Origin of the sequence: Aquibium sp. ELW1220 (assembly GCF_030398385.1) — a bacterium.
Lineage (GTDB): Bacteria > Pseudomonadota > Alphaproteobacteria > Rhizobiales > Rhizobiaceae > Aquibium.
On the sequence record NZ_JAOAOQ010000005.1, the window covers coordinates 124,581 to 144,257 of the forward strand.

17 protein-coding genes are annotated in these 19,677 nt (G+C 67.2%); 9 read left to right on the forward strand and 8 right to left on the reverse strand.

Translation table 11 applies throughout. The annotated features are described in order from the left end of the window. The first annotated feature begins 1 nt into the window (after window position 1). The 6 genes from N1F91_RS06670 to deoA all read left to right on the forward strand — a co-directional run bounded on the left by N1F91_RS06670 (window position 2) and on the right by deoA (window position 7,533). Window positions 2-964 (forward strand): ABC transporter permease, encoded by a 963-nt coding sequence (locus N1F91_RS06670; RefSeq protein WP_289990972.1) that lies wholly within the window; start codon window positions 2-4, stop codon window positions 962-964. 198 nt (window positions 965-1,162) lie between these two features. Further along, the gene (cdd, locus tag N1F91_RS06675; RefSeq protein WP_289990973.1) at window positions 1,163-1,555 is read left to right on the forward strand and encodes a cytidine deaminase; all 393 of its coding nucleotides are present in this window, start codon (window positions 1,163-1,165) and stop codon (window positions 1,553-1,555) included. Then, entirely contained in the window at window positions 1,552-2,346 is a 795-nt protein-coding gene (locus N1F91_RS06680; protein WP_289990974.1) for a purine-nucleoside phosphorylase, read from the forward strand. Before cdd ends, N1F91_RS06680 begins: the two co-directional genes overlap by 4 nt. Beyond that, entirely contained in the window at window positions 2,346-3,359 is a 1,014-nt protein-coding gene (deoC, locus tag N1F91_RS06685; RefSeq protein WP_289990975.1) for a deoxyribose-phosphate aldolase, read from the forward strand. The genes N1F91_RS06680 and deoC overlap by 1 nt, the downstream gene beginning before the upstream one ends. A 204-nt stretch (window positions 3,360-3,563) precedes the next feature. Further along, a complete protein-coding gene (locus N1F91_RS06690) occupies window positions 3,564-5,981 on the forward strand; it encodes an aldehyde dehydrogenase family protein (RefSeq protein WP_289990976.1) in 2,418 nt (805 codons plus the stop codon). 235 nt (window positions 5,982-6,216) lie between these two features. Beyond that, on the forward strand, window positions 6,217-7,533 hold the full coding sequence (deoA, locus tag N1F91_RS06695; protein WP_289990977.1) for a thymidine phosphorylase: 1,317 nt from the start codon (window positions 6,217-6,219) through the stop codon (window positions 7,531-7,533). Between the two features lie 35 nt (window positions 7,534-7,568). On the opposite strand, the gene N1F91_RS06700 is transcribed toward deoA, so the two are convergent. From N1F91_RS06700 to N1F91_RS06715, 4 genes are all read right to left on the reverse strand, one after another. Next, entirely contained in the window at window positions 7,569-7,829 is a 261-nt protein-coding gene (locus N1F91_RS06700; RefSeq protein WP_289990978.1) for a hypothetical protein, read from the reverse strand. A gap of 2 nt (window positions 7,830-7,831) precedes the next feature. Continuing rightward, on the reverse strand, window positions 7,832-9,067 hold the full coding sequence (locus N1F91_RS06705) for an aminomethyltransferase family protein (protein ID WP_289990979.1): 1,236 nt from the start codon (window positions 9,065-9,067) through the stop codon (window positions 7,832-7,834). Window positions 9,068-9,299: 232 nt separating this feature from the next. Continuing rightward, window positions 9,300-10,880, reverse strand: coding sequence for an NAD(P)/FAD-dependent oxidoreductase (locus tag N1F91_RS06710; protein WP_289990980.1), 1,581 nt, complete (start codon window positions 10,878-10,880; stop codon window positions 9,300-9,302). Further along, complete coding sequence (locus N1F91_RS06715; protein ID WP_289990981.1) at window positions 10,867-12,486, reverse strand: NAD(P)/FAD-dependent oxidoreductase; 1,620 nt, start codon at window positions 12,484-12,486, stop codon at window positions 10,867-10,869. Before N1F91_RS06715 ends, N1F91_RS06710 begins: the two co-directional genes overlap by 14 nt. A 193-nt stretch (window positions 12,487-12,679) precedes the next feature. On the opposite strand from N1F91_RS06715, the gene N1F91_RS06720 reads away from it, so the two are divergent. The 3 genes from N1F91_RS06720 to N1F91_RS06730 are packed head-to-tail and all read left to right on the forward strand — an operon-like array spanning window position 12,680 to window position 15,314. Beyond that, window positions 12,680-13,483 (forward strand): methyltransferase domain-containing protein, encoded by an 804-nt coding sequence (locus N1F91_RS06720; protein WP_289990982.1) that lies wholly within the window; start codon window positions 12,680-12,682, stop codon window positions 13,481-13,483. Between the two features lie 32 nt (window positions 13,484-13,515). Beyond that, window positions 13,516-14,193: a TetR family transcriptional regulator C-terminal domain-containing protein gene (locus N1F91_RS06725; protein WP_289990983.1), complete on the forward strand. Its 678-nt coding sequence runs from the start codon at window positions 13,516-13,518 to the stop codon at window positions 14,191-14,193. 29 nt (window positions 14,194-14,222) lie between these two features. Then, complete coding sequence (locus N1F91_RS06730; protein ID WP_289990984.1) at window positions 14,223-15,314, forward strand: ABC transporter substrate-binding protein; 1,092 nt, start codon at window positions 14,223-14,225, stop codon at window positions 15,312-15,314. 24 nt (window positions 15,315-15,338) lie between these two features. Here the strand turns inward: N1F91_RS06730 and N1F91_RS06735 are convergent, their stop codons facing one another. The 4 genes from N1F91_RS06735 to ugpB all read right to left on the reverse strand — a co-directional run bounded on the left by N1F91_RS06735 (window position 15,339) and on the right by ugpB (window position 19,569). After that, a complete protein-coding gene (locus tag N1F91_RS06735; protein ID WP_289990985.1) occupies window positions 15,339-16,448 on the reverse strand; it encodes a sn-glycerol-3-phosphate import ATP-binding protein UgpC in 1,110 nt (369 codons plus the stop codon). Between the two features lies 1 nt (window position 16,449). Further along, window positions 16,450-17,298: a sn-glycerol-3-phosphate ABC transporter permease UgpE gene (gene ugpE, locus N1F91_RS06740; RefSeq protein ID WP_289990986.1), complete on the reverse strand. Its 849-nt coding sequence runs from the start codon at window positions 17,296-17,298 to the stop codon at window positions 16,450-16,452. A 2-nt stretch (window positions 17,299-17,300) separates the two neighbouring features. Beyond that, window positions 17,301-18,179 (reverse strand): sn-glycerol-3-phosphate ABC transporter permease UgpA, encoded by an 879-nt coding sequence (gene ugpA / locus N1F91_RS06745; protein ID WP_289990987.1) that lies wholly within the window; start codon window positions 18,177-18,179, stop codon window positions 17,301-17,303. Window positions 18,180-18,246: 67 nt separating this feature from the next. After that, a complete protein-coding gene (gene ugpB / locus N1F91_RS06750; protein ID WP_289990988.1) occupies window positions 18,247-19,569 on the reverse strand; it encodes a sn-glycerol-3-phosphate ABC transporter substrate-binding protein UgpB in 1,323 nt (440 codons plus the stop codon). Window positions 19,570-19,677 lie beyond the last annotated feature (108 nt).

The following is a 19,677-nucleotide window of genomic DNA, read 5'->3' on the forward strand; positions in this document are numbered from 1 at the left end:
CATGGATACGCTGGTCCAGCTCCTCGACGCGACGGTGCGCGTTTCGGTGCCGCTTCTGCTCGCTTGCCTCGCCGGGCTCTATTCGGAGCGGTCGGGCGTCTTCGACATCGGGCTGGAAGGCAAGATGCTGGCCGGCGCCTTCGCGGGCGCCGCAGCCGCCGCGGCCTTCGGATCGGCCTGGATCGGACTGTCGGCGGCGATCCTCGTCGCGGTGTTCCTGGCGCTGGTGCACGGCTTCGCCTCGATCACCCATCGCGGCAACCAGATCGTCTCGGGCGTCGCGATCAACTTCATCGCGGCCGGCTCGACCATCATCCTGGGCCAGGCCTGGTTCCGGCAGGGCGGACGAACTCCGTCGCTGGCAGGCGATGCGCGGTTCCAGACGATCGACCTGCCGGGGGCAGCGGCGGTGAGCGACGTGCCGGTGCTCGGACCGATCTATTCCGACATCATCTCCGGGCACTCCATCCTGGTCTACTTCGCCTTCTTCATGGTGCCCTTCACCTGGTGGGCGCTGTTTCGCACCCGCTTCGGGCTGAGGCTGAGGGCCGTGGGCGAGAACCCGGCCGCGGTCGACACCGCCGGCATCTCGGTCACCTGGCTGCGCTACCGCGCGGTGATTATCACCGGCATACTGACCGGCGTCGCGGGCGCCTATTTGTCGGTGGCGCAGAATGCCGGCTTCGTGAAGGACATGACAGCCGGCAAGGGCTTCATCGCTCTGGCGGCGCTGATCTTTGCCAAGTGGAAGCCTGTGCCGGCCATGTTCGCCTGCCTGCTGTTCGGCTTCCTCGAAGCCTCCTCGATCCGCTTCCAGGGCATGGACTGGCCGCTCGTCGGCCGCGTGCCGGTCCAGCTGATCAACGCGCTGCCTTTCGTGCTCACCGTCATCCTGCTCGCCGGCTTCATCGGCCGCGCGATACCGCCGAAGGCGGGCGGAGTGGCGTATGTGAAGGAGAGGTGAGCGGGGAGTAGTAGCGAATAGCGAATAGTGAGTAGTGAGTAGTGAGTAGTGAGTAGTGAGTAGTGAGTAGTGAGTAGTGAGTGGGTCTGTTCGGATGAAGGAAAACTTGTAGACAGGTGATTGTGGCGGCGGTCATTTTTCGCCATTCGCCATTCGCCATTCGCCATTCGCCATTCGCCATTCGCCACAGGAGCCCCCATGTCCCACGATCTCTTCGAAGCCGCGCGAAAGGCCATGGCAAGGGCGCATGCGCCATACTCGAAGTTTCCAGTGGGTGCTGCGCTGCGCACGGCCGACGGACGGGTCTATGCCGGCGCCAACATCGAGGTCGCGTCCTATCCGGAAGGCTGGTGCGCGGAGACGACGATGCTCGGCCACTACGTGATGGCCGGCGGCGGGGAGATTGCGGAGGTGGCAGTCGTCGCCCAGCGCATGGCCCGGATCACGCCCTGCGGCGGCTGCCGACAGAGGCTCGCCGAGTTCGGCCGACCCGACGCCAGGCTGCATTTGTGCGACGAAACCGGTATAGTCGAGACAACGACCCTCGGGGCCATGCTCCCCCTGGGCTTCCAGGGAGACATACTGAAGTGAAGACCGCGATCGATCATCTCGTCGAACGGCTGGCCGGACGCACGGCGGAGACGGCGCTCGTGCTCGGCTCGGGCCTCGGCGGACTCGTCGACGAGCTCGAGGACGCGGTGCGCATCCCCTATGCCGACCTGCCGGGCTTCCCGGTCAGCGGCGTTTCGGGCCATGCCGGTCAGATCGTCGCCGGCCGCTTCGGCGGCGTGCCGGTGCTGATGCTTGCCGGCCGCGCCCATTATTACGAGCACGGCAATGCCGCCGCCATGCGTCCGGTGCTCGAGACGCTGGCAGGCATCGGCGTCACCAAGCTGCTGCTGACCAACGCCGCCGGCTCGCTGCGTCCCGAGATGGGGCCGGGTTCGGTGATGCTGATCACCGACCATATCAATTTTTCCGGCTCCAACCCGCTCTTCGGCGAGCCGACCGACCGCCGCTTCGTCGGCCTCACCGAGGCCTACGACGCCGGCATCCGCGCCGCGCTGAAGGCAGCCGCTGCGGAGACGGACACCCCTCTTTGCGAGGGGGTCTACATGTGGTTCTCCGGCCCCTCCTTCGAGACGCCGGCCGAGATCCGTATGGCGCGCATCGTCGGGGCCGATGCGGTCGGCATGTCGACCGTGCCGGAAGTCATCCTCGCCCGCTTCCTGGGCTTGAGGGTCGCCGCGTGCTCGGTGATCACCAATCTCGCGGCCGGCATGACCGGCCAGGAATTGTCGCACCAGGAGACCAAGGACATGGCCCCGCAGGGCGGCCAGCGGCTCGCCGGCATCCTGCGCAAGGCGATCGGAGAACTGTGATGAACGCGAGAACGGCCGAGCCGACGGGCGCTTCCGCCACCGGACTCGTGAAGATCGAGCAGCCGCATGCGCGTGTCGAGGGAGTCCCCTTCCAGGCCGACTGGTTCGACGCCGTCGACGTCAATCTCTCGGCGGCGGAACGCCGTACGGCCACGCTCGGCGCCCGCCGATCCGTGAAGAAGGAATGGCAGGCAGCCTGGCTGGTGAAGGCAATACAGTGCATAGACCTGACGACGCTTGCCGGTGACGACACGCCCGGCCGCGTCGAGCGTCTCTGCGCCAAGGCGCGGCACCCGTTGCGCGACGATCTCGTCGAGGCGCTGGGCCTCACAGGCCGTCGGCTGACCACCGGCGCCGTCTGCGTCTACCCTACGATGGTGCGCACCGCCGTCAAGGCACTCGAAGGCACCGGCATTCCGGTCGCCTCCGTCGCCACCGGCTTCCCCGCGGGGCTGACGCCATTCGCGCAGCGGCTGGAGGAGATCCGCTACGCCGTGGGGGAGGGCGCGCAGGAGATCGACATCGTCATCACCCGCGCCCACGCGCTGACCGGCGACTGGCAGGCCCTCTACGACGAGATCAGCCTGATGCGGGAGGCCTGTGGCGATGCCCACATGAAGGCGATCCTGGCCACAGGCGAACTGAAGACGCTGACCAACGTCTACCGCGCCTCTATGGTGGCGATGATGGCCGGCTCCGACTTCATCAAGACCTCCACCGGCATGGAAGGGGTCAATGCCACATTGCCGGTCAGCCTCGTCATGGTGCGCGCCATCCGCGATTTCCTGGAGCGGACCGGCCAGCGCGTCGGGTTCAAGCCGGCCGGCGGCATCCGCGCAGCCAAGGACGCGCTCGCCTGGCTGATCCTGATGAAGGAGGAACTCGGCCGCGACTGGCTGGAGCCCGACATGTTCCGCTTCGGCGCCAGCGCGTTGCTCTCCGATATCGAGCGCCAGCTCGAGCATTTCGTCACCGGCCGATACTCGTCGACCGACCGCCATGGCATGGCGTGATGTCTAGCAGAGAAGCTAGTCCCCGATGAGAGTGCGCCCTCCGTTGCCCCCCTCCGGCCTGCCGGCCATCTCCCCCACGGGTGGGGAGATCATGCGCTGCGCCGACGCTGCCAATCTCCCCCCGTGTAGGGGAGATGGCCGGCAGGCCAGAGGGGGGCGCGAAGGAACGCCATGCCGCTTCGAGAAGCACTGGACGAACCACCGATGAACAAGATCGTGACCATTCTCGACAGCATGGACTACGGCCCCGCCCCCGAGGAGGACGGCCATGCCCGCGCCTGGCTGAAGCGCCATGGCGGCCGGTTCGGCCAGTTCGTCGGCGGCCGATTCACCAAGCCCGGCGAAACCACCTTCGAGGTCCGCAACCCCGCCGATGGCGAACTGCTGGCCGAAGTGGCCGAGGCGGACGAGAAGGATGTGGACGCCGCGGTGAAATCCGCCACGTCCGCCTTCAGGTCCTGGTCGGCGCTGACAGGCACCGAGCGCGCGCGGCATCTCTATGCCATCGCCCGCCAGGTCCAGAAGCACGCCCGCTTCCTCGCCGTGCTTGAGACGCTGGACAACGGCAAGCCGATCCGCGAGACGCGCGACATCGACGTGCCGCTCGTCGCGCGCCACTTCTACCACCATGCCGGCTGGGCCGAGCTGCGCGACACCGCGTTTCCCGCCCACGTGCCGGCCGGCGTCTGCGGCCAGATCATCCCGTGGAACTTCCCGCTGCTGATGCTGGCCTGGAAGGTGGCGCCGGCGCTCGCAGCCGGGTGCACCGTCGTGCTTAAATCGGCCGAGCACACGCCGCTCACCGCGCTCGCCTTCGCCGAGATCTGCGCCGAGGCCGGGCTGCCGGCCGGCGTCTTCAACCTCGTCAACGGTGGCGGCACCACCGGCGCGCTGGTCGCCGGCCATCCCGGCCTCGCCAAGCTCGCCTTCACCGGCTCCACCGAGGTCGGCCGCCTGCTGCGCCGCCAGACGGCGGGAACCGGCAAGAAGCTCTCGCTTGAGCTCGGCGGCAAGTCGCCCTTCATCGTCTTCGACACGGCTGACATCGACGCCGCGGTCGAGGGCGTGGTCGACGCCATCTGGTTCAACCAGGGCGAGGTCTGCTGCGCCGGCTCTCGCGCCATCGTCCAGGAAGGCATCGCCGATCGGTTCCACGCCAGGCTGCGCGCCCGCATGGAAACGCTGCGCGTCGGCTCGCCGCTCGACAAGTCGACCGACATCGGCGCCGTCGTCGCGCCGGTTCAGATCGCCTCGATCCGCGCCAGGGTCGAGGCCGGGGTGGCCGAGGGCGCGACGCTGTGGCAGCCGTCCTGGGCCAACGAGGACTTCGCGACGGCGACCGCGAAGGGCTGCTTCTTCCCGCCCAGCCTCTTCACCGGCGTTTCGCCCGCCTCCGCGCTGGCGCAGGAGGAAATCTTCGGCCCGGTGCTGGTGTCGATGACGTTCCGCACGCCCGGCGAGGCGATCACGCTCGCCAACAACAGCCGCTACGGTCTCGCCGCCTCGATCTGGTCGCAGAACCTCGACGTCGCCTTCGATGCCGCGCGCAAGGTGAAGGCGGGCGTCGTCTGGATCAACTCGACCAATCTTTTCGACGCCGCCGTCGGCTTCGGCGGCTACAAGGAGAGCGGCTTCGGCCGCGAGGGCGGCCGCGAAGGCATGCTGGAGTATCTGGTCCCCGCCTGGGAAAAGAAGACGCGTGCCCTGCCCACCGCAAAGGCGCTGGCTCCGCCCGTGCCGGTCTACGGCGACGCCGGCCCTGATGCGACGTCCGCGTTGCTCGACCGCACGGTCAAGCTCTATGTCGGGGGCCGCCAGGTCCGGCCGGATTCGGGCTATTCCTATCCCGTCGTCGACCCGAAGGGCCGGCTGATCACCGAGGCCGGCTGGGGCAACCGCAAGGACATCCGCAACGCCGTCGAAGCCGCGCGCAAGGCCGACGCCTGGTCCGACATGACCGGCCATGCCCGCGCGCAGGTGCTCTGGTTCCTGGCCGAGAACCTCGAACTGCGGTCGGCCGAATTCGCCGCCCGCATCGACCGGATGACCGGCGTCGGCGCCAAGCAGGCGGCGCGCGAGGTCGCGGCCTCGGTCGACCGCATCGTCCACTACGCCGCCTGGGCCGACAAGTATGACGGCCGTGTCCGCGCGCCGCAGTCGCGCATGCTGGCGCTGGCGCTGCCCGAGCCCTTCGAGGTGATCGGCATCTCGTGTCCCGACGAGGCGCCGCTGCTCGGCTTCGTCTCGCTGGTCGCGCCCGCCATCGCCATGGGCAACCGCGTCGTCGTCACGCCCTCGCAGCACCACCCGCTGGCCGCCTGCGACCTCTACCAGGTGCTCGACACGTCCGACGTGCCCGACGGCGTCGTCAACATCGTCACCGGCGACCGCGACCAGTTGGCGAGCGTGATGGCCAAGCACGACGACATCGCCGCCTGCTGGTACGTCGGGTCCGTGGAGGGTAGCGCCGCCGTCGAGCGCGAGTCGGCCGGCAACCTCAAGGCCACCTGGGTCAACCACGGCAAGGCGCGAGACTGGTATGATCCCGCGCAGGGGCAGGGCGAGGCGTTCCTGTTCCATGCGACCCGGATCAAGTCGATCTGGACGCCGTTCGGGGTGTGAGGGTGGGTGGTCTCTGCATGATGGATCTGCCCTACGGCGCCCCCCTCTGTCCTGCCGGACATCTCCCCCACGAGGGGGGAGATCGGCCATCATCGCCGCCTGCCCCATTCTCCAGCGGTGCAGGAGATGCGCCAAGACCGAAGCTGCCGATCTCCCCCCTCGTGGGGGAGATGTCCGGTAGGACAGAGGGGGGCGCGACGGAGCGCGACGCCCGGCCGAACGGGACGCCCACCTGATGCTCCCCCAGGAAATCATCCGCAAGAAGCGCGACGGAAAAGCGCTCACCTCCGACGAGATCGCCTTTTTCGTCGAGGGCCTTGCCAACGAGACCGTCACCGAAGGCCAGGTCGCCGCGCTCGCCATGGCCGTGTTCTTCAACGGCATGAGCCGCGACGAGGCGGTCGCCCTCACCCTCGCCATGCGCGATTCCGGCGACGTGCTCGCCTGGGACCTGCCCGGCCCGGTGGTCGACAAGCATTCCACCGGCGGCGTCGGCGACAACGTCTCGCTGATGCTGGCGCCCATCGTGGCGGCCTGCGGCGCCTATGTGCCGATGATCTCCGGCCGGGGCCTTGGCCACACAGGCGGCACGCTGGACAAGATGGATTCCATTCCCGGCTATGTCAGCAAGCCGGCTAATGATCTCTTCCGTACAACGGTGCGGGATGTCGGCTGCGCCATCATCGGCCAGACGGGCGATCTGGCACCGGCCGACAAGCGCTTCTACGCGATCCGCGACGTAACGGCGACGGTGGAGTCCATCCCGCTGATTACCGCCTCGATCCTGTCGAAGAAACTGGCCGCCGGACTGCAGGCGCTGGTGCTCGACGTGAAGGCAGGCAACGGCGCCTTCATGGCGCGCGGACGTGACGCCGCCGCACTGGCGACGAGCTTGGTCGAAGTGGCGAACGGTGCCGGCATGGCCACCACAGCGCTGATCACGGACATGAACGAGCCGCTGGCCTCTGCGGCAGGCAACGCGCTCGAAGTCGTCAACGCCGTCGACTTCCTGACGGGGCGGATGCGCGACCCGCGGCTGCTCGAGGTGACCCTGGCACTGGCCTCGGAAATGCTCGTCGCCGCCCGGCTCTCGGGCTCCCCGGTCGAGGGCGAGGCGATGGCGCGCCGGGTGCTGGAGTCGGGCAATGCCGCAGAAACTTTCGACCGCATGGTCGCTGCTCTCGGCGGGTCGAAGGACTTCGTCTCAAACTGCCGCCGGCACCTGCCCGAGGCGCCCGTCATCCGCGCCGTGCCCGCGCCGGCGAACGGCTATGTGACCGGCATCGACACCCGGGCGGTGGGCGTCGCTGTCGTGGCATTGGGCGGGGGCCGCGTACGGCCAGGCGATGCGGTCGATCCGGCGGTCGGCCTGAGCGGACTGGTCTCAGTCGCCACCCACATGCGCGCGGGCGACCCGCTCGCCATGGTGCACGCGCGCACGGAGGCGTCAGCGATAGCGGCGATCGCCGCAGTGCAGGCAGCCTACGCGATCGGCGATAAGCGCCCGCCGCGGCGCAAGGCGGTTCTGCGCCATATCGGGGCGGCAGGCTGAGGCGCTGGCGGGATTCACGTGAAGCAGCAGCGGGCCTAGCGGGGTCGGCGCGAGCCCAGCTGGACAATCCAGTCGCGCCCGACCCGCCGCTCGCGCAGGATTGGCAGCGGGTCCTGGTGGTCGAGCCTGGCGCAGAGCCGGTAGACCTCAAGCGTCTCCGCGTTCATTTGCCCCTTCTTGTGAAAATACATCGCCGCCGCGTAGCGCGTGCGGCCCGACCAGGGCTCGCCGAGCGGCGTGTCGACCAGCGCCCAGTTCTCGGCGTCGTCTCCGGCCTGGTCGAACTCCTCCGCCATGCTCAGGCGTCCGCCGGCGGCGTCGCCGTGCGCCGGTCGAGCTTGACGAACGGCCGCGGCACCACAGTCGCCCGCTTCATCAGCTTCATGTACTGGCCCTCGCGCAGAGCGTAGATCTCGACCCAGAGGTCGTCCTTTCGCGTGTCGCCATAGGGTCGTTGCAGGCTGGCAATGGCGATGTTTCGTTTGGCCATCGGCGACCAGATGGCCGCGCTGACCAGCCCGACCTCCTTCTTTTTCGCATGATAGACCAGCGCGTGCTCGGCGGGAACGTTGCCCTCGATCTCCAATCCCACAAGGACATGGCCGAGCGAGCGCCTGCGCCGCGCCTCGAGGATCGCGCGGCGGCCGTTGAAATGCGGCTTGCCGGGATCGACCAGCCAGCCGAGGCCGATCTCGTCGGGCATCCGCACCCGGTCGGCGCGGATGGCATGCTCGGCGGTGACGAAGTCGGCATTGGCGACGATGAAGCCGGCCTCGATCCGCGCCCGGTTGAGCGCTGTATAGCCGATGGCGCGGATGCCCCGCAGTTGCCCGGCCTCCCAAAGCCGGTCCCAGAGCGACAGGGCATCGGCGGCCTCGACGAAGAGCTCGTAGCCGAGGTCGCCGGTGAAACCGGTGCGCGAGATGGTCACCGTCCCGCCCTCGTGCGGGAAGAATGCGAGGTCGAAGGGCTTCAGCCGCTCGATGCCGGCAAAGCCCGCATCCTTGAGCAGCGCGCAGGACGTCGGCCCCTGCAGCGCCAGCCCCGCCACCGCCTCCGTCTCGTCGGCGACGGTGACGTCGAAGCCGATCGCGCTGTCGAGCAGCCACGGCAGGTGCCGCTCCTGGCAGCACAGGCGGAAGCGCGTCTCGGCGAGCCGGAACAGCGTCCCGTCGTCGAGCACGTGCCCTTCGTCGTCGCACCACGCCGTGTAGTGTACGCGCCCGGGCCGGAGCTTGGCCACGTTTCGCACGAAGACGCGCTCGCAATAGGTCTCGGCGTCCGGCCCCTCGATGCGGTACTTGACCATGGGCGAGATGTCGATCAGTGCCGCCTGGCTGCGGATCGCGAAATACTCCAGTTCCTCGTCCCACAGCGACAGCGGCGCCTTGCAACCGGCCCAGCTGTACCAATCGTTGCGGAAGTCCAGCGCGGCGAGTCGCGAGTGGAACGGGGTTTCCCGCCGCATGGCGCGCCAGTGGTCCTGCAGGGCGAGGCGAGGGTTGAGCTCACGTCCGGGAACGGAGGCAATCATGGATGGAGACCTCCCGTCATTGGCGAAGGACGGCGCGAGGCACCGCCCTTTGGCCTGCCGGCCATCTCCCCCTCAAGGGGGGAGATCGGCTGTCCCCGCCGTCTCGTCCCCGCTAGTACGGTACCGGTCTGGCGTTGCCATGGAAGCCGGCCATCTCCCCCCTTGAGGGGGAGATGGCCGGCAGGGCAGAGGGGGGTGGGACAGGTGAAAGCGTCCGAACCGAAGGCCATCCTCACCCCCGCACCTCCACCACCCGCTTCGCGGCATTCCAGCCAGGTGCGCCGGAAATGCCGCCACCGGGGTGGGAGCCTGCGCCGGCGAGGAACAGGCCGTCCAGCGGGGTGTCATAGCCGTCGGCGCCATGCACCGGTCGGTTCATCAGCATCTGGTCGACCTGCATCTCGCCATGGTGCCAGTGCCCGCCCGGCATGCGGAAGCGAGCCTCGATGTCGGCGGGCGTGAGCAGTTCGGCATGCTGCACGCTGCGGCCAATGCCGGGCGCGTGGCATTCCAGCACCGCCATGATCGCGGCAAGGAATTTCGGCTTGCCGGCCTCCCAGCCCTGCTTCAGCGCATAGGGTGCGAACTGTACGACCGCCGAGAGCACGCAGGCGCCGGCGGGCGCGAGCGACGGATCGCCGAGGCTGGGCAGCGTGATCTCCATCACCGGTTCCGGCGAATACGCGCCGTACTTCGCCGGGTTGAAGGCTTTCTCGACATGGTCGACCGACGGCGCGATCACCAGCCGTCCCCGGTGCGCCTCCTCCGCCAGGCCCGCGAAGCGCGGTGGGGCGTCGAGCGCGAGATGCAGCTTCGCCGCGTCGCCCTTCATCCGGATGTGCCCCAGCCGGCGCACGAAGCCGGTGTCGACATGGCGCGGCCCGACGAGGTCGAGGAAGGTGGTGACCGGGTTGATCGCCGAGACGACCGTGCGCGCGCGGATCTCCTCGCCGTCGTCGAGCGTGACGCCGCAGGCGCGGCCCTTCTCCACCATGATGCGCCCCACGACGGCCGAAGGCCGCAGCTTGCAGCCCGCCGCCTCCGCCGCTCGCGCAAGAGCTGCGGCCACCGCGCCCATGCCGCCCTTCGGCAGCGCCTGCGCGCCCGTCACGCCGGCCACCTCGCCGGCGAGGCGGTAATAGAGCCCGAGCAGCGAGGTGGGCGACCGCGGCCCGAGATGCGCGCCGAGCGTCGCGTCGAAGGCGACGAGGCCCTTCAGTCGGTCGTCGCCGACGTGCTCGTCCAGCACGTCCGCCACGTTCATCAGCACCATGCGCAGGAACTCGCGCATCTCCTCCTTGCCGAGCCGGCGCAGCGACAGCGCCGCGGAACCCAGCAGCGAGGCCTGGCCGAGCGACATGGCGCCGAGGTCAGGCGGCCGGCGCGACAGGAAGGGCTTCAGGATCCCGGCCTGGCGGAAGAGCAGCGACCGAAGCTCGGACCAGCCGGAGCGGTCGGCGGCGTCGATCGTGCCGTCGAGCCGCTCGCCATAGGCTCCGTCAAGCACGAGCGGATCGCCCGCCGAGGACAGGGCGACGCTGGGGATGGCGCCGGCCGAAAGCGCCAGCCCGTGTTTCCTGAGGTCGAGCCCGGCGACCATCTCCGGATGCAGGCGATTGAGAATATGGGCGAGGCTCGACACGCGAAAGCCCGGCGCGAATTCGTGCGTTCCGGCCGCTCCGCCGAGGCGGTCGGCCGCCTCGAGCACCAGCACCTTGCGTCCGGTGCGGCCTAGTGCGGCCGCACAGGCGAGGCCGTTGTGGCCGCCGCCGATGACGATGGCGTCGAAGCGTCCGGCTTCAGATGACGTCATGGGCCGCGCTCATGTGCCTGGTCCCCCGCTTCAGGTCGCGCAGCATCTCGGCCGCCGCGTTGCGCCCGGGCGCGCCCATCACCCCGCCGCCCGGATGGGTCGAGGAGCCACACATGTAGAGCCCGCCGATCGGTGAGCGGTACTGCGCGTAGCCCGGCACCGGCCGGTTGAACAGCAACTGGTCGAAAGTCAGCTCGCCCTGGAAGATGTTGCCTTCGGTGAGCCCGACCTCGGCTTCCAGTTCGCGCGGCGTGCGCACCTCCATGTGGACGATACGGTCGCGGAAGCCCGGTGAGTATTCGGCGATCTGCGAGATGACGGTCTCGCCGAAGGCGTCGCGATCGACATCGGTCCAGTCGCGTCCTTCCACTTTGGGCGGGCAATACTGCACGAAGCAGCTCATGAAGTGCTTGCCTGGGGAGGTCATGGTCGGGTCCAGCGTCGTCGGGATCACCACGTCGAGGAAGGGGTCGGCAGACCAGCGGCCGGCCTTCCAGTCGTCATAGCCGCGCTCCATGCGTTCGACCGAATCCGTGAAGTGCAGGTCGCCGCGCAGGCAGGGCGAATCCTTGGGCAGGGCGGGGAATTCCGGCAGCGAGTCGAGCGCGATGTTGACCTTGCCTGACGAGCCGCGGATCTTGAAGTTCCTGACCCGGCGCAGGAATGTCTCCGGCAGGTCCCTCTCGTCGACCAGGCTGAGAAAGGTGCGCTTCACGTCGGCGTTCGAGACCACGGTGTTCGCCCACACCTCCTCGCCGCCCTCCAGCACCACGCCTTCCGCCTTGCCGTTGCGCACCAGCACCTGGTCCACCGCCGCGCCGGTGCGGATCGTCCCGCCGCTCGCCTGGAAGGAGGCGGCCAGCGCCCGCGTCACCGCGCCCATGCCGCCGCGCGCATAGCCCCAGGCGCCGACCGAGCCGTCGACCTCGCCCATGTAGTGGTGCAGCAGGATGTAGGCCGTCCCGGGCGACATCGGTCCGAGCGCGGTGCCAATGATGCCCGACAGCGCGAAATAGGCTTTGATGACGTCGGTCTCGAAATACTCGTCGAGGAAGTCGGATATGGACATCGTCCAGAACCGCACCGTCTGCGCCATCTCGGAGGCGCCCAGCCCGGCGAACTTGCGCCCGAGATAGAGGAGTTCGCCGAGGTCGCGCGGCTTCAGGCTCGTCGGGTCCGGCGCGGTGCGCATCAGGAGCGGCTGGATGAAGCGGCACTGCCGCGTCACGTCGCGCGAATAGCGATCATAGGCCTCCGCGTCGCGCGCCGAGAAGCGGGCGAATTCGCGCCGGTGCGCCTCGTGGTCGCGGTAGTTGCCGAGAAAGTCGCCGTCCTGCGTCAGCACCGCGCCGCCCTCGTAGGCGATGACCTGCAGCCCGTGCCGCGGCAGTTCCAGATCGCGCATGATCTCCGGGCGGAAAAGCGAGCAGACATAGGAGCAGTTTGAATAGGTGAAGCCCGGTGTCAGCGATCGGCTGACGGCCGCGCCGCCGACCCAGTCGTTCTTTTCGAGCACGAGCACGTCCAGGCCTGCACGCTGCAGGTAGCAGGCGGTGACGAGGCCGTTGTGCCCGGCTCCTATCACGATGGCGTCCCAGCGCTTCATTCCACTCGTCTCGCCCCGATGCGGCCCAGCTGCCCGATCATCGGCAAATTTGGCACGGGGCTGGCGCGCCTGTCCAGTCGTTCTGAATGAATGTTCAACAAACGAGGTTGCGTTTCTCTCCGTGTTCGCTAGGTTTTCCGTCGCCGGGCCATCACGAGCCAGATGTCCTGAAGCGTGCTTGGAAGGGCTGACGATGCACGGCGTTCGAGAAGACGAACCGCATGGCGAGCCAGAATATGACGACGCGGCCATCCGTTTCCTGGAAGCCCTGTGGGGCGAAGGCTATCTCTCGCCCGGCGGTCCGGAGGAGGTCGACCGGATCTTGGCCGGCGTCTCCCTCATGGGGCGGACCGTGCTCGATGTCGGCTGCGGCTCCGGTGGCATCACGCTGGATCTGGTCGAGCGCCATGGCGCGTCGCACGCGACCGGCTTCGACGTCGAGGCGCCTGTCGTTATCGCCGCCCGCCGACGTGCCTGGGAGCGGGGATTGTCGCAGCGCGTCGAGTTCGTTCAAGCCGAACCGGGGCGGCTGCCCTTCCGCAACGAGAGCTTCGACGTCGTCTTCTCAAAGGACGCGCTGCTGCACGTGCCCGACAAGGACGCGCTGTTTGCCGATCTCTGGCGTGTCCTGAAGCCAGGAGGACTTCTCGCCGCCAGTGACTGGCTGATCGGCCACGACGGCGAGCCGAGCGGGGACATGAAAGCCTATGTTGCCGCCGAAGGGCTGAGCTTCTCCATGGCATCGCCGGCCCGATATCGTGCAGCGATGGAAAAGGCGGGGTTCGTCGACGTTTACACGGTCGACCGCAATGCCTGGTACCGCGACGTTGCCCGCGCGGAACTCGACCGCCTGAAGGGACCGCTCTACGCCAAGGTCGCGGCGGCGGTCGGCGAGCCCTATGTCGACAAGAACATCCGCACCTGGGAAGCCATGCAGAAGGTTCTTGACTCGGGCGAGCACCGTCCCACTCATCTGCGCGGAAGGAAGCCGGGATAGTGCTGGATCTTCCATCGGAGAAAGCGGTTCTCATGTCCGACAGCGTCATCGCCGAGCGGAGTTCCGACGGCGAGCGGAAAGGCCGCAAGGCCTCGAGGGAAGTCCGTCGCCAGCAGTTGATCGATGCCACCATCGATTCGTTGGCCAGGCGCGGCTACGCCGAGACCACGCTGGCCAACGTCGCGGACGGTGCTGGACTTTCTCGCGGCATCGTCAACTTCCATTTCGAGAGCAAGGAAAAGCTCCTCGTCGCCACGCTGCAGTTCATGGCGGAGGAATACGCGGCCCACTGGCGCGGCGCGCTGGACAAGGCCGGCGACGATCCGGCCGGTCAGCTCTGGGCGCTCTGCGCGGCCGATTTCGATCGCGCCATCTGCAACAGGCGCAAGCTCGCCGCCTGGTGCGCCTTCTGGGGCGAGGCCAAGTCGCGGCCGACCTACCAGGCGCTTTGCGGTGGGCGCGACCAGGCCTATCACGACGTCATGGTCGACATCTGCACGCGGCTGAAAGCGCAGGGACGCTATCCGATCGATCCGCAGGCGATCGCGCTCGCCGTCAACGCGCTGCTGGAGGGGCTGTGGCTGCGCCTGATGCTGGCGGCGGACGATGTCTCGCGCGAATCCGCCTTCGCCTCAGCCGCCGAACTCCTGGCGGCGCTGTTTCCCGGCCATTTCACGCGCGGCGCCGACGGCACCGTCTCCAGGGCATGACGATGACACAACAATGGGAGCATGCAGGCATGAAGACTTTCAGGCAATTCTTGAAGAACACCGTTGCGTTGGGGCTGTTTGGCGCAGTGACCGGTCTCGCCACCGCTCCGGCCTTCGCCGAGGATGGTGACCTCCTCATCTTCGACTGGTCCGGCTATGAAGAGCCCGCGTTCCACCCGCGCTACGTCGCGAAGCACGGGGATTCGCCGACCTTCACCTTCTTCGGCGACGAGGACGAGGCCTTCGAGAAGCTTCGCTCCGGCTTCAGGGCCGATCTAGGCCATCCCTGCTCGCAGAGCGTGGTGAAATGGCGTGACGCAGGCCTGCTGCAGCCGCTCGACACCTCCCGCATCGAAGGCTGGAACGATCTGCTGCCGGGCATCATGGCCATGAAGGATCTGGCCACGACCGCCGACGGCACCGCATGGTTCATGCCCTGGGACTGGGGCAACACCTCGCTCACCTACAACACCGAGAAGATCGCGGCCGAGGACGTGACGTCGTTGAAGGCCTTCGCCGATCCGAAGTTCAAGGACCGCGTGTCGCTGCCCGACAATGTCGACGATGCCTTCGCGCTCGCCTCGCTCGTGATCGGTCTCAAGGACTGGACGCAGATGACCGACGAGCAGTTCGCGCAGGCGGCCGACTTCCTGCGCGAGGTACACAAGAACGTCCGCCTGTACTGGACGGATTCGACCGAGATCGTCCAGGCGCTGGGCGGCGGCGAAGTCGATCTCGCCTGGGCCTGGAACGACGCTGCCACGCAGCTCTCCGCCGAGGGCCAGCCCTTCGCCATGAACAAGGACACCGCAGAAGGCATCACCACCTGGGTCTGCGGCTACGTGCTGCTCAAGGATGCGCCGGGCAGCGTCGACAAGGCTTACGACTTCCTGAGCGCCGTCAATGCGGATCCGGAAGTGGCCAAGTACATCGTCAACGACTGGGGCTACGGGCACGCCAATGCCAAGGCGATGGCCGCGGTCGACAACGAGGTGCTGGCGGCGAAGGGCTATCTCGACGTCGAGAAGTTCGTCGACAAGACGCTGTTCCAGTCGCCGGTGCCGCCGGAACTGAAGCTGCGCATGATCGACGAGTTCGAGAAGATCAAAGCCGGCTACTGAGGGCGCGAACGGGGCGCCGCCGGCTCACGTCAGCGCCGCCTGCGTCTCCGTCGCCCGGTCTCGGGCAGAAATGTGGCCGTGCGCGATGCGCTTGCCGTCGGTGCCGAAGATGTGCAAGCGGGCGGCCGGGACTCCGATCCGGATGCGGTCGCCCGGACGCGCCTCGGTGCGGCCGTGAACGCGCACGATGATCCCGGCACCACCGGCCTTGCCGTGCAGGAAGCTCTCCGCGCCGACCGGCTCGGCCACGACGACGTGGAAATCAAGTGAGAAGGCGTCCGTGCCGCCGATCACCACGTCCTCGGGCCGAAAGCCGAGTATCGCGGCCTTGCCCTGCGGATAGCCGTCGGCCGGCAGCAGCGTGCCGTCAGGCAGCCGGTATCCGTCGCCTGCCGCCGCCAGCGGCAGCAGGTTCATCGGCGGCGCGCCGATGAAGCTGGCCACGAAGGTGCTGGCCGGCCTTTCATAGACGTCGAGCGGCGAGCCGATCTGTTCGACCACGCCCCCATTCATGACCACCAGCGTGTCGGCGAGCGTCATCGCTTCCAACTGGTCGTGCGTGACATAGACGGACGTCGTGCCGAGCGAGCGCTGCAGCGCCTTGATCTCGACGCGCATCTGGCCGCGCAGTTTGGCGTCGAGGTTCGACAGTGGCTCGTCGAACAGGAAGACCTTGGGGCTGCGCACGATGGCCCGGCCCATCGCGACGCGCTGCCGCTGGCCCCCCGAGAGCGCGCGGGGCTTGCGGTCGAGGAAGGAGCCGATCTCCAGGATCGCGGCTGCCTTCTTGACGCGCTGGTCGATCTCGTCGCGCTTCATCCCGCGGTTGCGCAGACCGTAGGAGAGGTTCTCGTAGACGGTCATGTGCGGATAGAGCGCATAGTTCTGGAACACCATGGCGATGTCGCGCTCGGCGGGGTCGATCTCGTTGACCACCCGATCGCCGATCTTGACGGTACCGGCAGAGATCGTCTCCAGCCCGGCGATCATCCGCAGCAGGGTCGACTTGCCGCATCCCGAGGGGCCGACGAGCACGATGAAGTCGCCGTCGGCGATGTCGAGGGAGATGCCCTTCACGGCCTCCACCTTGCCGGGATAGACCTTGCGCACCTGGTCGAGAGTGATCGTTGCCATCCTATTTCTCCGTCTCAACGAGGCCTTTGACGAACAGCTTCTGCATCGCGACGACCACGACCACGGGCGGCAGCATGGCCAGCACCGACGCGGCCATGACGTAGTTCCAGATCGGATTGGCATCGACCGCCTCGGCCATGCGCTTGATGCCCGCCACGATCGTGTAATAGCCCTCGTCCGTGGTGATCAGCAGCGGCCAGAGATACTGATTCCAACCATAGATGAACAGGATCACGAACAGCGCCGCGATGTTGGTGCGCGACAGCGGAATCAGGATGTCGCGAAGGAACTTCATCGGCCCGGCTCCGTCGATCCGCGCGGCTTCCGCGAGTTCGTCGGGGATGGTCATGAACACCTGCCGGAACAGGAAGGTCGCGGTCGCCGAGGCGATCAGCGGGATCGTCAGGCCCGCATAGCTGTTCAGCATGCCGAGATCGGCCACCACCTTGAACGTCGGCAGGATGCGCACCTCGACCGGCAGCATCAGTGTGATGAAGATGCACCAGAAGGCGAGCATGCGGAAGGGAAAGCGGAAATACACGATGGCGAAGGCCGAGGTGATGGAAATGGCGATCTTGCCGCCGGCGATGACCAGCGCCATTACGAGGCTGTTGAACAGCATGCCGGCCAGCGGCGGTGCGCCCATGTTGGAAAGTCCATCGCCCAGCATGACGCCGTAATTGTGCAGCGCCGCGTCGCCGAACCACAAGGGGATGCGGCCGGTCTGAAAGGTCTCGGCCGGATGGGTCGACGCGACGATGGCGATCCAGACCGGGAAGGCCACGATCAGCACGCCCAGCACCAGCACGGCATGCGACAGGAAATTCAGGAAAGGGCGGTGCTCGACCATGATCAGTACTCCACCCGGCGCTCGATGAAGCGGAACTGGACGACGGTCAGCACGATCACGACCGCCATCAGCACGACGGACTGCGCTGCCGACGAGCCCAGGTTCAGACCGAGGAAGCCGTCGACATAGACCTTGTAGACCAGGATGTTGGTGGCCTGGGCCGGGCCGCCTTCGGTGGTAGCGTCGATCACCGGGAAGGTGTCGAACAGGGCATAGACCGTGTTGACCACCAGCAGGAAGAACGAGGTTGGAGCCAGCAGCGGCAGCGTGATGGAAAACAGCCGTCGGCCGGGCCCGGCGCCATCGATCGCGGCAGCTTCGCGCATGCTGGCCGGGATCGCCTGCAGGCCTGCGACGAAGAACAGGAAATTGTAGCTGATCTGCTTCCACGCGGCGGCGATGATGACGAGGATCATCGATTGGGTGCCGTTCAGGCTGTGGTTCCAGTCGATGCCGACCATGTCGAGCGCATAGGGAACAAGGCCGATGGTGGGGTTGAAGATGAACCACCAGAGCAGCCCGGCAATGGCGGGCGCGACGGCGTAAGGCCAGACCAGGAGCGTGGTGTAGGTCTGCGCCGACTTGATCATGCGGTCCGCAGCCAGCGCCAGGGTCAGCGCCACAGCCATCGCAAGAACCGCGACCGATACCGAAAACACCACCGTCACCATGACGGAGTTGAGGTAGTGCGGGTCGCCGAAAAGGCGGCTGTAATTCTCGAATCCGATGAAGGTGGATTTCAGCCCGAAAGCGTCTTCGCGCAAGAAACTCTGCCACCCGGCCTGCGCGGCAGGCCAGAGGAAGAACACAAACGTGACCGCCAACTGCGGCGCCAGCAGCAGCCAGGGCAGCAACTGGTTGCGAAAGATCGCGCGTTTCATCCGGAGGACCTTCAATGCAAAGGCAGCCCGCGCGTGACGCGCGGGCTGCCGGGGACGCGGATGCGCCTTACTTGTTCGCCGCTTCGAACTCGCGGATCAGAACGTTGCCGCGCGTGACCAGATCGTCCAGAGCGGTCTGGGCGTCTTTCTGGCCGGCCAGCAGCGCCTGGAACTCCTCGTCGATGATCCCGCGGATCTGGACGTAGGAGCCGAACCGCAGACCCTTGGAATTGGGGGTCGGCTCGTTCAGCGTCATCTGCTGGATCGAGACGTCGGCGCCCGGGTTGGCGTCGTAGTAGCCCTGCGACTTCGACAGGTCCCAGGCGGCCTGGGTGATTGGCAGGTAGCCGGTTCCCTGGTGCCACTTGGCCTGTACCTCGGCCGAGGAAAGGTAGGTGAAGAAGTTCGCAACGGCCTTGTATTCGGCCTCGGGGCGGCCAGCCATCACCCACAGCGTCGCGCCGCCGATGATCGAGTTCTGCGGCTGGGTGTCGGCATAGTGCGGCAGCATGCCGTAGCCGACCTCGAAGTCCTTCGCGTTGGCGACGACGCCGGCGCGCGAAGCCGAGGAGTTCATGTAGATCGCGCATTCCTGCGTGTAGAACTTCGGCGGCGCGTCATTGCCGCCCACCGGGCCGCCATACTGGAACAGGCCTTCCTTCTGCCAGCGGGCGAGGTTTTCCCAGTGCCGGGTCTGCAGCGGACCGTTCACGGTCAGTTCGGTCGCCAGGCCACCGAAGCCGTTTTCCAGCGTGCCGATCGGCTGGTTGTGCCAGGCCGAGAAGTTCTCGAGCTGCACCCACGAAATCCAGCCGGTCGTGAAGCCGCACTTGGCCGCGCCCGATTCCATGATCTTCTTCGAGAAGGCTTCGACCTCTTCCCACGTCTTGGGCGCAGTGTTGCGGTCCAGGCCGGCCTTCTCGAACACGTCCTTGTTGTAGTACAGGATCGGGGTCGAGGAGTTGAACGGCATCGACAGCATGTTGCCGTCGGTGTCGGTGTAGTAGCCCACGACTGCAGGCAGGAAAGCGGCCTGGTCGAAGGGCTCGCCGGCGTCCTTCATCAGCTGGTAGACCGGATAGACGGCGCCCTTGGCGGCCATCATCGTGCCCGTGCCGACCTCGAACACCTGCACGATGGCCGGCTGCTCCTTGGCGCGGAATGCGGCGATTGCGGCGGTCATGGTCTCGGCATAGGTGCCCTTGAAGCTCGGCACGACCTTGTAGTCGGTCTGCTTCGAATTGTAGTCGGCCGCGATGGCCTCGAGCTTCTCGCCCAGTTCGCCGCCCATGGCATGCCACCAGGCGACTTCCGTCACGGCGAAGGCAGGGCTCATGGCGAGGATGGATATTCCCGCGGCAAAACCCGCGGCGAGGCCGGTAGACTTCATCTTGTGCTCCCGAAGTTTCGTTGGCGAAAGTCTTGCACTTCCTGCCTTCGACTACCGGCTGTCGGTGACGCTTGGACAACGGTTGGATGTCAGATTTGTGAATTGCCT